General features: G+C 62.8%; 6 protein-coding genes. 2 read left to right on the plus strand and 4 right to left on the minus strand.

The features are described 5' to 3' along the window. Window positions 1-37 precede the first annotated feature (37 nt). Window positions 38-2,965, minus strand: coding sequence for a DEAD/DEAH box helicase (locus QQS53_RS02850; RefSeq protein ID WP_472774419.1), 2,928 nt, complete (start codon window positions 2,963-2,965; stop codon window positions 38-40). A 429-nt stretch (window positions 2,966-3,394) separates the two neighbouring features. On the opposite strand from QQS53_RS02850, the gene QQS53_RS02855 reads away from it, so the two are divergent. Then, window positions 3,395-8,668: an AAA domain-containing protein gene (locus tag QQS53_RS02855; RefSeq protein ID WP_472774420.1), complete on the plus strand. Its 5,274-nt coding sequence runs from the start codon at window positions 3,395-3,397 to the stop codon at window positions 8,666-8,668. 20 nt (window positions 8,669-8,688) lie between these two features. Next, a complete protein-coding gene (locus QQS53_RS02860; protein ID WP_472774421.1) occupies window positions 8,689-8,877 on the plus strand; it encodes a DUF2316 family protein in 189 nt (62 codons plus the stop codon). Window positions 8,878-8,951: 74 nt separating this feature from the next. On the opposite strand, the gene QQS53_RS02865 is transcribed toward QQS53_RS02860, so the two are convergent. From QQS53_RS02865 to QQS53_RS02875, 3 genes are all read right to left on the minus strand, one after another. Beyond that, window positions 8,952-11,021, minus strand: a complete 2,070-nt coding sequence (locus tag QQS53_RS02865; RefSeq protein WP_472774422.1) for a fructose-specific PTS transporter subunit EIIC — start codon at window positions 11,019-11,021, stop codon at window positions 8,952-8,954. A 204-nt stretch (window positions 11,022-11,225) separates the two neighbouring features. After that, on the minus strand, window positions 11,226-12,608 hold the full coding sequence (locus QQS53_RS02870; protein WP_472774423.1) for a hypothetical protein: 1,383 nt from the start codon (window positions 12,606-12,608) through the stop codon (window positions 11,226-11,228). A gap of 637 nt (window positions 12,609-13,245) precedes the next feature. Next, window positions 13,246-15,069, minus strand: coding sequence for an APC family permease (locus tag QQS53_RS02875; RefSeq protein WP_472774513.1), 1,824 nt, complete (start codon window positions 15,067-15,069; stop codon window positions 13,246-13,248). Between the last annotated feature and the right edge of the window lie 41 nt (window positions 15,070-15,110).

Consider the following 15,110-nt stretch of genomic DNA (forward strand, 5'->3'; position numbering starts at 1 on the left):
TGCTTGGGCGGTTGTGTGCTTGGGCCTGTGTGGTGGGTCAGGCCGGCAGGATGACGGCTAGCGGGCGGATGAGTAGGCGCTCTGGTTGCATGGCTGCGAGCAGGTTGTCCTCCTCTTCGAGCAGGGCCTTGGAGCGCTTGCGCGCGCGGGCCAGTTGCTGCGGGGTACCCTGCTTATCCCAGGCGTTGACGCGCTCGTGCCAGTGGTCGTTGATCTCTTTAAGCCGTTTGGTGACCTCGTCTTGGACGAAGAACAGCTCATCTTCCGAGGCCTCTACCGCAGCAGCGACCAGCTTGGCCAGGTTATCCGGGACGCTGGCGGTGGAAGCGTTGATCGACGTGGAGCTCAGCCCCAGTTCTTTTAGCCGGGTCAGCGGTTCCTTGAGCATTTCCACCTGCGCACCCTGCACGCCCGCGGGAACGTCCAGGCCGAAGGGGCCTTCGGTGGCCAAGGAGAACGCGCGGGTGACCACCTGGCCGCGTGCGTTGGTGAGAGTGCCCATGGAAAAGACGGTGGGCTTGTCCACGTTGCCGGTAAAGGCCGGGATTTCGTTCTGGCTCATCGCGGCCAGGGCCCGATCGGCCGCCCAGGAGGTCACCGGGTGCAGCGGCGAGAGGTAGTGGGCGACCGGCCAGGACTTTTCCGAATCACCCTCGCGGGCGGCCTGGAGCTGCTCGTTGCCGCGGGAGGTGGACGTGGCGAGCACGAGGCGCTCCATCACCTTGCGGTAGTCCACGTAGTCCTGGGGCAGGAACTCGAAACGGCGCTGTAAGTCATAAGGCGGGGTGAATTCCACGATGTCGTTGTCGAAGACCTCCAGATCCACGCCGCCGGCGGACGGGGACGCCTGCGGCACGTCGTGGAAGGCCTCGTTCAGCGCATCGATAAGGTAGTCGATCTCCGCGGGGTACAGGCTCACCCGGTGCTGGGCTTGCGGCTGGTCGTAGTCATCATCCGCGTCGTCGCTGGCGTCGAAATTCGCCAGGAGTTCCATGATGTCCCGGTTCTGCGCGGTGATATCGTCCTGTGCGGTGGTGTCTTTCTCCGGTGCGGGCTTGGCGTGGGCGCCGCGGGCGATATCGGTGGGATCAGCCACGACCGCGTCGAAGGCTTGCGAGCCCTGCAGGACGGTGCGGATGGCGTCTTCCTCAGCGCGCACGTTGTAAGAGCCCATCAGGGAAGCGGCGTCGCCCAAAACCTTGAAGGCTTCGGTTTCGCGGTCGACCAGCTTGGTCAGCACGTTGAGATCGCCGACCGAGGACCCGGTGTCCAGCAGTAGCGTGGTGATTTGCGGTTCATGCTCCTGGCCGTAGCGGTCGATACGGCCGTTGCGTTGCTGAATACGGATGAGCGACCACGGGATGTCGTAGTGAACGAGGTCGTGGCACTGGGAGTGCAGGTTCACGCCCTCCGAGGCGACGTCGCCGGTAATTAGGACGCGCAGCGGGGTGTTTTCCCGCTTGAACTCATCGATGAGGGCCATCTGCTCCACATCGGACAGGGACCCGTGCATGACCGCCACGGACTTGGCCGGCAACTTGAGGTACTTGACCAGGTTCTCCTGCAGCCACTTCAGCGTCGCGACGCGTTCGGAGAAGACCACCGCGCGCTTGGCCTTGCCCTTGCCGACCCCAATGTCAGTGAGGTAGGTGGCCAGCTCCGCGAACTTAGCTGAGTTCTCCGGCGTGACCTTGGCGTTGAGCTCTTGCAGGCGCTCGAGTGCCTTGATCTCCTCCGTGCGGTCAGTGCCCTCCAACGAACGCAGGCGGGTGTTCAGGGTTTCGGCCAGTGCGGCCGGCGAGGACAGGAACGCCTTGATGAGCGTCCACGGGAACAGGCGGTCCTTGCAGACCGAAGAGTTCAGCCAGGTGTCGTGGAGCTCGCGGGCGACGGCCTGCTCTTCCGGGCTGGGCTCGACCGGAACGTGCAACGGGTCTTTGCGCTTGGCCCACTTGGAACCCACCACGGAGGCAACCTCCGGGGAGTTGCGGTGGCGCCGGATAATCAGGTCCTTGGCGGCGTCCTGATCGATGGTCCCGTCCGGCAGCACCGCGAGCGGGTCGAGTAGGCGCAACAGCTCCTTGAAGGAGTCCGGGTCGCCGTTGTGCGGCGTCGCCGAAGCTAGGATGAGGGCCTCCGTAGTCGGCGCCAGCGTGCGGGCGAGCTCATTGTTTTGAGTACCCGCGTTGGTGGCGTTGTGGATCTCATCAATAACCACCGCGTCCCAGCGCACCTTCTCCAGCTGCGCGCGGTACTTCACCGACTTCAACGTGTCCATGGAGACGATGACGCGGGGGAAATACGTAAACGGGTTCTTTGAGGCGGGCAGCTTTTGGCGCACCTGCTGGATGCCCAGGGAGTCGAGGCGCACCAGCGGGATGGCAAAGCGCGTCCACATCTCCTGCTGGAACTGTTCCAGCACGTGCTTGGGGGTCACCACCAAGATGCGCTCGCCGCGGCCGCGCCGGATAAGTTCCGCCAGAATCATGCCGATCTCCAGGGTCTTGCCCAGGCCGACCGCGTCCGCGAGCAAGATACGGGTGCGCAGGCGCTGCGGATCGAGTGCCTTGTCCACGGCCGCCAGCTGGTAATCGAGGGGATCCGCCAGCATCTCGTCGGCGACCTCCACCTGCTGCTGGCCGACCGGGATGGGAGTTTGCCGCAGCGTGGACTCCAACCACAGCGCGGTGTGCCGGTAGCGGGGGCTTTCGTCCGCGACGACGGTGACCTCCGAGGGATCGAAAATCTTGATATCGTCCAGCGCGGTATAAAAGACCGCGGTCGCATCCCGGACGTAGTCGCTCAAACCGCGGACATTAACCCGGTAACCATCGGTGGTGCGCGCAACCTTGGTGACCAACCACTGCTCGTCGCGGCAGTGGACAGTCACACCGGGCGAGAGCTGGTCGAAGGAGTCAGTGTCGAATTTAGGGGCCGCGGTGCTGGAGGTGGAAGAGAGGTCCATAAGGAGGAATTTTATCTTTTCGGTCGTAGAGCTCGCGTCGATTAGCGACGCGTGTATGCTCCTGATTTCTGGGGGCCTATATAGGGGACCTTAAGGCTTACCCCCGACACATAACGGAATGGATTGGTTTCTGTGTTCTAAAGACGTTGGGGTGGCTACTTTAAGCGCGCGTTTGATTACTACTTATCTGATCTCTTCCGCAGATTCGTGTACGTAGGTTCGAAACCTGATGTAATTTTCACCAGAAAAGTCCTTCTCAGTTAGTAACTTGAGGAGCGCATTACTCGCTTAAAATGTATGAGTTGTTTTCCTCCGATTTTTGGAGGGAACCGTATGGGCGTTCTCGGTATAGGGCCCCGGAAGCGGGTGGCCGTTATCGCTATGCGTTGAGATTTGTGTGGCTCGTTGAGCCGGAGTTCGAGGAGTGTCGTGGAACCTCAGATTGAGAAAGCTGTCAGTCTCTTTGCCTTCCTGGCTGATATGCAAAAGCGTTCAGAAAAGCCGGTCAAGGAGACCAAAGATTACGGTCCTAAGAAACACCGGGTCTGGTTCCATGATCTGAAGGAGCTGGTGCAGCAGCGCGGAAAGTACCTGACCCTAGCTGCGCCTCTGCGCGCACTGCTGGGTTTGCCGGCAGGCAAGGCCGGAGCGGAGAGCGGGGACGCTGCCGCGAATGCGCTGCTGAAGATTGAGCGCCTAGAAAAAGAGTCCGCACCGGAGCCAGGCGCCGAGGTCCAACGCTGGCTGGACGGTGGAATCGATAACCCGCTCAAGCGCCCGCAGATCCGCGAAGAGGTCACCGTGGGCGTGGAAACCTCCTACTACGAGGAACTCGACACTACGGTCACGCAGGCTATCGAACAGTGGCTGCAGCTGTGGGACGAGTGGGCGCTGGATGAACGGATACGTGACCTCTACGATCAAATCTTCGAAATCCAAACCGATGCCAACCAGAATTCGGAAGAATTCGAGTTGGTATTCGGCTTCGGCAACCTGCACTGGGTGGCCCCCAACCGGGACAAAATCAACCGACACCTATTCGTTGCGAAGCTGGAGATCGAACATTCGCCGCGCAACGGTTCTCTGACCGTCAGGTTAGAAGATACTCCCGCAAAGGCGGAGCTGAACGCGTTGCCGCCGGACGCGCTGGATGACATTAATTTCATTGATGAGACCAAGCGTGCCGTCGCAGAGTTCGAGGGCGAGGTTGTGAACGTCAACGATCTGACCGATTTGCTGCGGACCACCGCTAACCGCTTGCACCGGCAGGCCGTCTACCGCCCGAGCGCCGAAATCATGGCCGGGGACGGACACCCGGTGCTCACCTACGCCCCGGCGATGATTCTCCGCAAGCGCGTCAAAGTGGGGTTGGGTTCTTTCTTCGAGCAAATTGCCCGCGCCATCGCTGAGACCGGCACCGTACCCCGCTCCCTGTGGGAGCTGGTGGAGATGCCAGTCGAGGAGAGCCCGGAGGAACGGCTGCGCGAAGACCATATCGCTGATCGCGGCGGAGTGCTGCGCATTGACGGCGAGATCTTCAGCCCTTTGCCGCTGAATGACAAGCAAAAGCAAGTCCTCGCCCGCGTGGACTCCAGCGCCCAGACCATCGTCCAGGGCCCGCCGGGTACCGGTAAGACGCACATGGCGGCGGCCCTGTTGTCGCATCTTCTTGCCCAAGGCAAGCGGGTCCTAGTCACCGCGGAGAAGGCCCGTGCTTTGTACGAGCTGCGGGATAAGCTGCCGGCTGAGATTCGTGAGCTGGCGGTCTCCGTACTTGATTGGTCAGATCAGAACATGAGCGAGCTCGAGGTGGCGGTGTCCACTATCGCAAGGAAAGCCGACAGCTTTGACGCCTCGCAGAATGTGCGGGACCTGGAGAGGCTCTCGAACGAGCTGGACCAGCTGCGGGAACAGCGCCAGCGCCTGGGGCAGGCGTGGAGCAAGCGCTTGGAGCGCGAGTTCACCGACTTCGGTGTGGCCGGTTACCCGGATAAATTCTCCGAGGCGGCCCTGCGTACCCAGGAAGAAACCGACGATTACAGCTGGGTCCAGCAGCTCAATGACGCTTCCTTTACTGAACCCTTTCCGCTGAGTTCCGGGGAGATCAACGAATGGTTCACGCTCCTTGATGATGCTTGTCTCACCGGCGCCCGGGGCAACGAGGACGAGCTCGACGTCATCTCCTTGGGCCTTCCCGAGCCGGCGCAGTGGGAGGAGCTCGTAGCTGACCTCGAACAGTCACGAGGCGCACTGGAGACCCTCGAATCTGAGCTGCCGGCATGGGCAACAGAATTGGCCAAACTGGATGAGTTCACTCGGGCCAGCCGCGAAGCAAAACTAAATGAGCTGAAGGAGGTGGAAGAAAAGATCCAGGGCTTCCACCAAGACTGGGCGGATGATGTTACCCGCGATTTCGCGCAAGACAGCGGCCAGCGCTCGGTATCTACGGCGAATTTCCTGGCAGGCAAGATATCTACTTTCCAGAAGGAGCGCCTGACTGACGGCAGCTTGGCCCGCGTCAGCGTTAACGGCAGCCTCGAGCAATTCACGGCTATGGCTCGTTCCCTGCAGGAATACCTCAACGGCGGCGGTACGGTGAAGACCCGCGCTGATGGCTCGGTTAAAACGGGTTTCTTCACCTCCTCGGTCGTTAAAGAAAGTGAACCTTTCTTCTCCAACGTGCGCGTAGACGGGCTTCCTCCCACGTCGCTGGAGGCGGTGCATACCTTCCTGGACTACGTCGCCCTGCGCTGGGTGGTCTCCGAGTTAGTCGAGGCTTGGGCGCCGCTGGCACGTATCCAGGACGCAAGCCTGGAGCTGCGGATGGGCAATATCCAGCGCGAGGTGAACAACCTCACCTCCCTCGTAGACCTACACCAGCAGCGCGCCACGAACTACCGGCAGCTCAAGGACCGCGGCCTGGTATCTGCCGATGGCAAGCCTTACGACCTCGCAGTAGTGCGCCAGTACCGTGCCTCCGAAAAGGAACTCAACCAGCGGATTAAAGACCTGGAAGCGCAGGCGCAAGAGGTAGAAGACGCCCTTGCTAGCCCAGCCGATAAGGCGGGTGCGTCGCAAAACCTGCGGGATCTATATGCGGCGGCGAAGGCCCGCTCGGCCGAGGGCTATTCGACCGCGATGGGCGAGCTTGTCCGTGTGGCGGGCGAAGCGCCCCGGGCACGCCGCCGCAATGAACTCAGCGCCGCGGTTAAGGAGTGGTCGTTCAAACTGACCTCGTTGGTCTCTGACGCGGAAACCGCACCGGAGTGGCGCCCGCGGGTCTTTATCCTGGATGACGCTCGGGCGTGGGCTCTTGCGGCGCAGCGCCTGGCCGCTACCGAAGACATCGACTTCGTGCAGCTACAGGAAGAGCTATCCTTCATCGACCAGCGGATCACCGACATCGCAGTGGAAATCGCCGCGCTGCGGGCCTGGGACAAGGCTGTCGGTCACGGCCGAATTAACCGGCAAACGCGGACCGACATGATGGATTACACCCAGCGGGTCCGCAAGCTCGGTAAAGGCAAGAGCAAGGACACCGAGCGCTATCGTCGCGCCGTGCGCAAGTCACTCGAGCGCTGTTCAGCGGCGGTGCCCGTGTGGATCATGCCTATCTACAGGGTAGTCGAACAGTTCCAGCTCAAGGAGAACATGTTCGACGTCGTCATCGTGGACGAGGCTTCGCAGGCGGGCGTGGAAGCAGTATTCCTCCAGTACTTGGCTGAGAAGATCGTTGTCATCGGTGACGACCAGCAGGTGTCTCCGATGAGCGTGGGTTCCCGTACCGATGAGGTGTACGAACTGGCGCGGCAGCACATCAAAGACTTCCGGTATTTTGATAGCTGGACCAACCAGGATCAGTCCCTGTTCGGCGCGGCCCAGATGTATTACCAGGACCGGATTGTGCTCGATGAGCACCGGCGCTGCGTACCGGAGATCATTGAGTTCTCCAACAAGCTGGCCTACCGGCCGAATAAAATCGAGCTCACCCCGGTGCGCCAGGTACCACCGGGAGAGCGGCTCGCGCCCTTTAAGGTCACCCGTACTCCGAATGCGTTTAGTGAAGCCTCTAGCGGCGCCCAGGTCAACCGCGCCGAGGCTCTCGTCCTCATCGATCGGTTGAAGCGCTGCTTGGACAACCCTCGGTACGACGGGTTGACCATGGGCGTGATCTCTCTGTTGGGTTCCGCACCGCAGATCAAATTCATCCGGGCCCGCTTACAGGAAGAACTGCCGCCGGAGATCTGGGAGGAACGCGAACTTGTTGTCGGTGCCCCGTCCGATTTCCAGGGCGCGGAGCGCGACGTCATTTTCCTGACTATGGTCTCCACGGCCCAAGTTCAGGAAAATGGACGACTGGCGCCCAAGCGTGTGGCAACCCTGAGCGGGAAGGAATACGTACAGCGCTACAACGTCGCGGTCAGCCGCGCCAAGGACCAAGTGTGGCTTTTCCACTCCATCGGCACCGACCAGCTGCACTCCAACGAGGACGTGCGCTGGCAGCTTTTGGAGCACGCCTACGCCGTGGCCGAAGCGGACCCGGAGGTCAGCTACAGCGAACTCGTTTCTGGTGACCAGCGTTGCGAACCCTTCGACTCGCTCTTTGAACAGCGCGTCTACAACCGGATTGCCCAGCGCGGCTTCCGGGTGATCCCGCAATACCAGTCCGCACACTATTACATCGACCTCGTCGTCGAGGGCGCCGGCGGACGACTCGCGGTCGAGTGCGACGGCGATCACTGGCACGGGCCAGCCCAAGCCAAGGAAGACCAAGGGCGCCAGCACGAGCTGGAGCGCCTCGGATGGAACTTCGTGCGCATCTTCGAGTCCGATTTCTACCTGAACCCCGACGAGCAGATGCAACGCGTCTTCGACGAGCTGGATAGCCGCGGGATCACTCCGTTCACCTCTGCCAACCAGGCGAAGAAGTCCAAGAACGTTGAGGTCATTGAGGAGGCATTCCGGCTGCTGGAGACCGGTGAGGTTCCCGGCGGCAGTGGGGTAATGGATGAGCCTGTGTCCCCGCAGATGAGTCCAGAGCCTGCTCCGCGGGAGGGCCAACCGCTACCAGCCAGGGAACCGAAGGACACCTCGGAGCCGGCTGCGTTGAGTGATTCTGGAGCAAGCACGGGCAAGCAAGTGGGGGAGTCTGGCCAAGGAGAAATTGACGGGCCGTTTGACGCTGTTTACAGCAAGTTTTCGGGGCAGGTTCATCCTTATGAGGCAAGCAAAGATATGCGCGTTCCGATCCAAAAGATCAGCGTTGGGATTCGCGCGATCGTGGAGCATGAAGGACCTATCACCGGTGAGCTAATCTACCGCCGTTACCAGGAAGCTAACGGGTTCCGCGTTACCCGCGCTTCTCGCACAGCGCTCAATAAGGCCTTGTCCGACTTGCTCCACAAGAAAGCTATCCACGTGACTGAAACAGCAGGTACAGCTGGATACAAGGAACGGACCTTCTACCTAGAGGGCCAAGACTTGGCTTGCGTTCGCACACGGGGTGACCGCGACTTCGATGTCATCCCGTTCGAGGAACGCGCAGAGCTCATGCGGCGAGTATTCGAGCTGACCGGAAAGAGCCAGCGTGAAGACTTGATGCGGGAAACCATGAAGTACTGGGAGCATCAGAGGCTAACTGCGAAGGTGCGGGAAGCGCTCGATGAGCCCTACAACTGGCTGCGAAAACAAGGGGTGTTCTAAACCGGAGTAGCCTTTCTCCCATGAGTCTGAATAACAAGGAACGCCAGGCCGCTGCGGGGGAGATTGCGGAGAACCTGCGGCGGGCGGGCATCGATGAGCCGGCGCTGCAGGCCATGACCGGGTTGCCGGATGGGCGCTTTGCGGCGGCGCTGAACGTGACTGCCGTCTGCGACCCGGCAGATGTCTGGCAGGAGCGGGCTCAGGAATGACAAAAGCGGCCGAGGGCTGGATGGTGGATCCGGTCCTCGGCCGCTTCTCTGCGCCCGGCAGGGTCGTGCGGTGGCTAGGCCACGGCCTCTTCGACGAGGGCGACGACGGCGCGGCGGTCCGCGGCGGCGTAGAGCTTATCGCGGAAGTCCTGCTTCATCAGGCTGCGCGCCAGCTTGGACAGAAGCTTGAGGTGCTGCTTGCCGGCGTCGTCGGGCACGGCGATGAGGAAGACCAGGCGGGAGGGTTCCTCCTCCGCGGCCCAGGGGATGCCGGGCTCGTCCAGGCGGGCAAAGGCCAGGGTCGGGGCGGTCACGCCGGCCACGCGGGCGTGCGGGATGGCCACGGCGTTGCCCACGGAGGTCGAGTGCTTGGCCTCCCGGTCCAGGGCGGCGTCGACGACGGCCTGGGCGTCGGTGATGCGCCCGCTGGAGGCCGCGGCGGCGACGAGCTCACGGATGACGTCGTCGCGGCTGGAGACGGTATCCGGTTCCAGCAGCACCACCGAGGGGTCGATGAGCGTGCTGGGGGTGGTGGCGGTCGCCGTAGTACTCGGGGCGGCAGTGGTAGCACCCGCGGCGCCGGCCGGGACCGCGGCAGCCGTGGTGTCGGTGCCGGGCTGGGTGGTGGCATCGGCGGTGTTGGCGGCGTCGGCGTCGGCGCCGGTGTTTTGTGCTTCAGGGGTGGCAGGGTTCTTCTTCTGGGTGAGCCCCACCAGGACCAGGATGAGGATGGTCGTGGCGGCTACGCCGGCGGCCATGGCGATGAAGAAGCCGACGACGTTGTCCACCGCGCCCAGCAGGGCGACGATGGGTCCGCCGTGCATGACGTGGTCGGCCGCGCCGAAGGCACCGGCCAGGGCGCCGGCGATGGCGCCACCGACGACGTTGGCCGGAATGACCTGCAGCGGGCGGGCCGCGGCCAGCGGGATGGCGCCCTCGGTGATGCCGAAGAAGCCCATGAACAGCGCGGCGATGCCGGAGTCGCGCTCCGCCTTGGTGAACCAGGCGCGGCGGATGAGCGTGGCCAGGCCCACGGCCAGCGGCGGGACGGCGATGGCGGCCGCGGCCATGCCCATCGGCAGCGCGTTACCGGAGGCGATCATGCCGCCGCCGAAGAGGAAGGCGGTCTTGTTGAAAGGCCCGCCCATGTCGAAGGCCATCATGGCGCCGATGATGGCACCCAGCACCAGCACCGAGGCGCCCTGCATGCCGGCGAGGTACTCGGTCAGCGCGGCGAAGACGCTGGCAATCGGGGCGCCGATGAGCCAGATGAAAGCCAGGCCCACGATGAGCGTGGTTAGGATGGGGATGACGATGATGGGCCAGATGGGCGCGATGAACTTGTGCACCGGGATCTTCCTAATCCCCAGGGCCACGTAGCCGGACAAGATGCCGGTGACGATGCCGCCCAGGAAGCCGGCGCCGGCCTCCGAGCCGTAGAGGGAACCGGTGGTGGCGATAAAGCCCGTAATCAGGCCCGGGGCGAGCCCGGGCCGGTCCGCGATGCCGACGGCGATATAGCCGGAAAGCACCGGCACCATCAGGGAAAACGCCAGGGTGCCCAGCTCAGAGATGGTGAACCAGAAGGAATCTTCCGGGATGGCCAGGCCCTCCGGGGTGGGCGTGCCGCCGATGGATAGGGCCACGGCCAGCAGCAGACCACCCGTGACCACGAACGGGATCATGTGGCTGACACCGTTCATCAGGGCCTTGTACATCGTCTGGCCCACGCCGGCGAGGCCGGAGGACTCGGACTTGGTGCCCGCGCCCTGGCCGGCCTGGTCGGCCTGCTGCTTTTGCAGCTGGCGGTCGGTGAAGGTGTTCGCCTCCAGGGACTGGCGCAGCAGCTCCTTCGGGCGCTTGATGGCGTCGTCGACGCCGGTGGCCAGCAGGCGCTTGCCCACGAAGCGCTCCTTGTTGATGACGGTATCGGCGCCGATGAGGACGGCATCGGCAGCCTCAATATCAGCGGGGGTGAACGCACCCTCGACGCCGATGGAACCGTGCGTTTCGACCTTAAGATCGAAACCCAATTCTTGCGCGGCCGCGGTGAGGTTTTCGGCCGCCATATACGTGTGCGCGATGCCCGTGGGGCAGGCGGTGATCGCCAGGATGCGCGGCGGGTTCTTAGTGTTATCGGACATGGAACCAATTTTATGGCCCCAGCCGGGCCGGGCCAAGACAATCCAAGATAATGGGGAAGAAAAACGACAAGAAAACTCCCTTGGTTGCGCGGGGAGGAATGACATTCCCAGTGCGCAACCAAGGGAGTTTCAAGCATCACCGCCTGAGGCGATGAGCAGATAGTCCCATGTAGTTCCTCTGTCCCTTAAGGAACCAGGTGGTCTTTAGTACAGACCGCTGTGCTTCTTACCGAAGTCGTTGGTGCCAACCTTGCGGGAGTCAACGTTCTGGTCGTTGCCCTTGGAGTTGTCACCGTCCAGGCGGGAGGTCTGGGTAACGGTGATGTAGTTCTTCAGGCGGCCTTCCTTGGTGTTGCCGTCGCCGAAGTCCAGGAACGCCAGCTCCTGCTTCTCACCCTTGTTGATCGGGTTGGACAGGTTAACCTCGAAGGAGCGGGTGGAGGTCTTCTTGTCGAAGCCCAGGTCGCGGATGTGAGCACCGTTGGTGGAGCGCGGGGTGATCAGGCGGTCGACGCCCTCCGGGCCCTCACCGGTCTTGACATCGACGCGGAACTGGGTAGCCGGGAACTCACCGTAGTAGCGCTTGGAACCAACGTTCTCAGCGCCGACGGCGACGGTGCCGGAGAAGCCAGCGTGCTTAGCGCCGGAGGTCTTGATGAACGGCTTCAGGTCCAGCTCGGAGTCTTCCTCGGTGGCCTCGCCCTTGTCGACCTCTTCCTGCTTCTTCTTGTCAGCAGCCTCTTCCTTGTCGCCCTCAGCCTCGGAAGCAACCTCTTCCTCAACCGGCTTCTCGTTCTCGGCGACAACCTCAGCGTCAGCCTTCGGGTCCTTCTCTTCCTCAGCCACCTTCGGGTCGTTGACGTCGGTGGTGTTCTGAGCGTCCTTGTTCGGGGCGAAGGAATCAGCCAGATCGTCGTACAGCTTGACGCGGACCTCGTTCTTGACCGGCTGCAGAGCGGACCAGAAGGTCGGGGTGGACCAGGTGCCGTTCGGCTTGCAGTACTGCTGGGTACCGGTCATGTTCAGGACGCGGAAGCCGTAGGTGGCCTCACCGGTGTGGTTCGGCGGAACGTCGTACGGGCCGATGGTCTGGCCAGCGTCCCAGGACAGGGAGTAAGAAGCGGAAGCACCGATCTTGGTGGCGATGGAGTGGGAGATGCCCACGGAGGACTCGCCGCCATCCTTGGAGTAGCCGCCACCCAGGTTCATGGAGGTGGTGGAGGTGCGGTCACCGTTGATCTCCACGTTGATGGACTGAGACTTGGACAGCTCCTGGCTAAGCGGGATGTCCTTCTTGGTCTGGTTGGTGGTGGAGATGGTGCCGGCCGGCATGAAGGTGTCGGTGGCCTTGTAGACCACGGTGCGGTGGTCTTCCCACGGGTTGCAGACCGGACGCGGGTTCAGCACGTTGGCCTTCATGTGATCGGAGCCGTGGGTGGTGTGGATGATCGGCAGCTTCGGGTTCAGCGCCGGGGTCTCCGGGTAGGACTCGGTCTGGGTGGCGGCACCGGCGACCGGGGCGGTCAGAGCGGTACCCGCAACGATGATGCCAGCGGTCAGGCCGGCAAAACGACGACGGATATTCATAAAGAAAAATCTCCTGAAGTAGGGGATGGGTTTTGACAGTACGACACGCATTCCTCAAGGCGTGATGCAGTCCAACGTAAAGGCCGCTGGAAAGAACCGCAATAGTCGGAATGTCTAGACAAATTATCGTTTTCGAGGATCGGACAGTTGGTTCATCCTTTGTTGAGCTTTTTCTGTAGATTCGCTGGCTACGGCGGGATAAATCATTATCTACTTAGGGATGAAAGGTATATACAAGTAGAATTTCCAGAAAAGCCCGACACCCTCGAATAGGGGTGAAATAGGGGTTAAAAATAAGGAAACTCTCAGACGTTACCGGCCGGTAAACACTGTTAAAAAGCGTTATTGAGCTGGCAGTTGCTTGGCGCCGGGGAAGTGGAGTCGATTTTGGTTTAGGCGTCAAGTTAACTAAAGGTTAACTACACCACGCCGGTTAGGCTGACCTCCGTTGATGGGTAGGAAGTGATAAAAAGTTTGCAATCCTAGGTCTAGCTGGGCACTGGGACAGCTGTTTCGGGGTGTTTCGCCCGTGGCAGGGGTCAGGCTGCCGCCAGCGCTGCGGCTTTAGCGCGCTGCGCCGCCCTGCGCAGGGAGGGACGGCGGGTGGGAGCGGCGAGCCAGGCTGTGTGGCGGCTGCTTAAGCCACGTGCACGCTGGGGCTGGGCTGACCGGTGTCCAGACTTGTCCGCCGTAGGATCTCGCGGGTGACCGTGGCGACCTGACCGCGGCCCAGGAAGACGGTGCGCAGCGCGGCCTTGAGCGGGCCATCGTCAGCCCACTCGAAGTAGACCTCCACCGGCTTGCCGGTGCGCCGCTGGATGTCCAGGGCGATAACGGCCACCGCGTTGGACACCGAGGCCGCCTCGACCACCAGCGCGCCGTCCACGCCGCGCACGGAGTAGGGCTCGGCGAAGGCGCTAGGATCGCGCACGGAAATCTCCAGTGCCACGATGTCCGCGGCGCTGTCCAGGTGGTGGGCGCGGCAGATGCGCTCCTTCTTTGGCCCCAACTCAGGGCAGGGGGCCGCCGGCATCAGCTGGATGCTAGATCCTGGGACCTCGAGCAACTCTACGGCGGCTGCATCCCAGGAGATGCCGTTGTCGCGCAGCTCGTAGGAGCGCAGGGCGCGGGAGGCCAGCGAGCTCAAGACAATGGCTACGATAAAGAACCCGGCCACGCGCAGGCCGTCGGGGCGCTCCACGAGGTTGGCGGCAAGGGTCAGGCCCATGACCACCGCGATGGCGGCGAACCAGGCCTTGGCGCGCGCAGTGCAGGTCACCGCCACGGCGCCGGAGAAAATCACCACCAGCACGCCGGTGGCATAGGCCCCCGACTGCTTGTCCACGTCCGCGTCGAAGACGCAGGTAATGCCGATGGCGATGGCGCTGAGCAACAACACCATCGGCCGGGAGCGCTTGGCCCACTCCGGGGCCATTCCGAAACGCGGCAGGTACTTCGGGATCAGGGCGAGCATGCCCGACATCGCCGAGGCACCGGCGAACCATAGGATGGCCGTGGTGACGTATCCGTAGAACTGCCCGAAGGTGGCCCCGAGGTAGTGCTCGGCCAGCCAAGCCAGCGCCCGCCCGTCGGCGCTGCCGCCGGCGCCGAATTGGTCGGCCGGGATAAGGGTGGTCACAAGTAGCGAAGAGGCCAGCAGGTACAGGCTCATAATCACCGCGCTGGTGGTCACCAGCCGGCGGGCGCGCTTGATGCGCTGCGGCAGGGACTGCGAGCGGATCAGCGGCATGACGGACACGCCCGTCTCAAAACCGGACAGGCCGAGGGCGAGCTTGGGGAAGACGATCAGGCACACCACCGCCATGCCTACCGGGTGTGGGTGCTGGGCGTGAAGGGTATCGGCCCAGTCGCCCAAGAGGGCCGGGTGGGTGGCCAGAGTCCACAGGCCGGCGGATACTACCACCAGGGTCAGCGAGAGATAGGTCACGACTAGGCCCACGGCCACGCCGACGGCCTCGCGGAAGCCGATCAAAAAGACCACTGCCAGGGCGCTGACCAGTGCGATGGTGACGGGAAGCTGGTGCGGGCTGTCGGTGGCGCCGAGAAGGTGCGCGGAGGCATCGGAGGCCGACAGCGTAATGGTGACCATGAAATCCGTGGCCGCAAAGCCCAACAGCACCAGGACGAGCAGCTTGCCCCACCAGCCGTGGGTGAGGGCCTCCATCATCGCGATAGATCCCAGCCCGTGCGGCGAGCGCGCCGCGACGCGCCGGTAGACCGGCACCGCCCCGGCCAGGGTGACGACCACGAGGATGAGGGTGGCGGCCGGGGCCAGGGTGCCGGCGGCCAGCACCGCGATGCCGGGCTGGTATCCCAGCGTGGAGAAATAGTCCACCCCGGACAGGCACATCACCTGCCACCACGGGTAGGTGCGCTCGGGAATGGGGTGCGAGGAAAAATTGTCCCTCCGCACTGGCTTGTGCGGGCGGGGAAGATGCATTGCCACGACAAAGAAATATACGCCGCGCGCCGGAGAATAAA

Source organism: Corynebacterium sp. 2571A, assembly GCF_055700935.1.

Coding starts and splice junctions, on each gene's coding strand:
- QQS53_RS02850 (WP_472774419.1), bottom strand. CDS start 2,965: ATGGACCTCTCTTCCACCTCCAGCACCGCGGCCCCTAAATTCGACACT.
- QQS53_RS02860 (WP_472774421.1), top strand. CDS start 8,689: ATGAGTCTGAATAACAAGGAACGCCAGGCCGCTGCGGGGGAGATTGCG.
- QQS53_RS02865 (WP_472774422.1), bottom strand. CDS start 11,021: ATGTCCGATAACACTAAGAACCCGCCGCGCATCCTGGCGATCACCGCC.
- QQS53_RS02870 (WP_472774423.1), bottom strand. CDS start 12,608: ATGAATATCCGTCGTCGTTTTGCCGGCCTGACCGCTGGCATCATCGTT.
- QQS53_RS02875 (WP_472774513.1), bottom strand. CDS start 15,069: ATGCATCTTCCCCGCCCGCACAAGCCAGTGCGGAGGGACAATTTTTCC.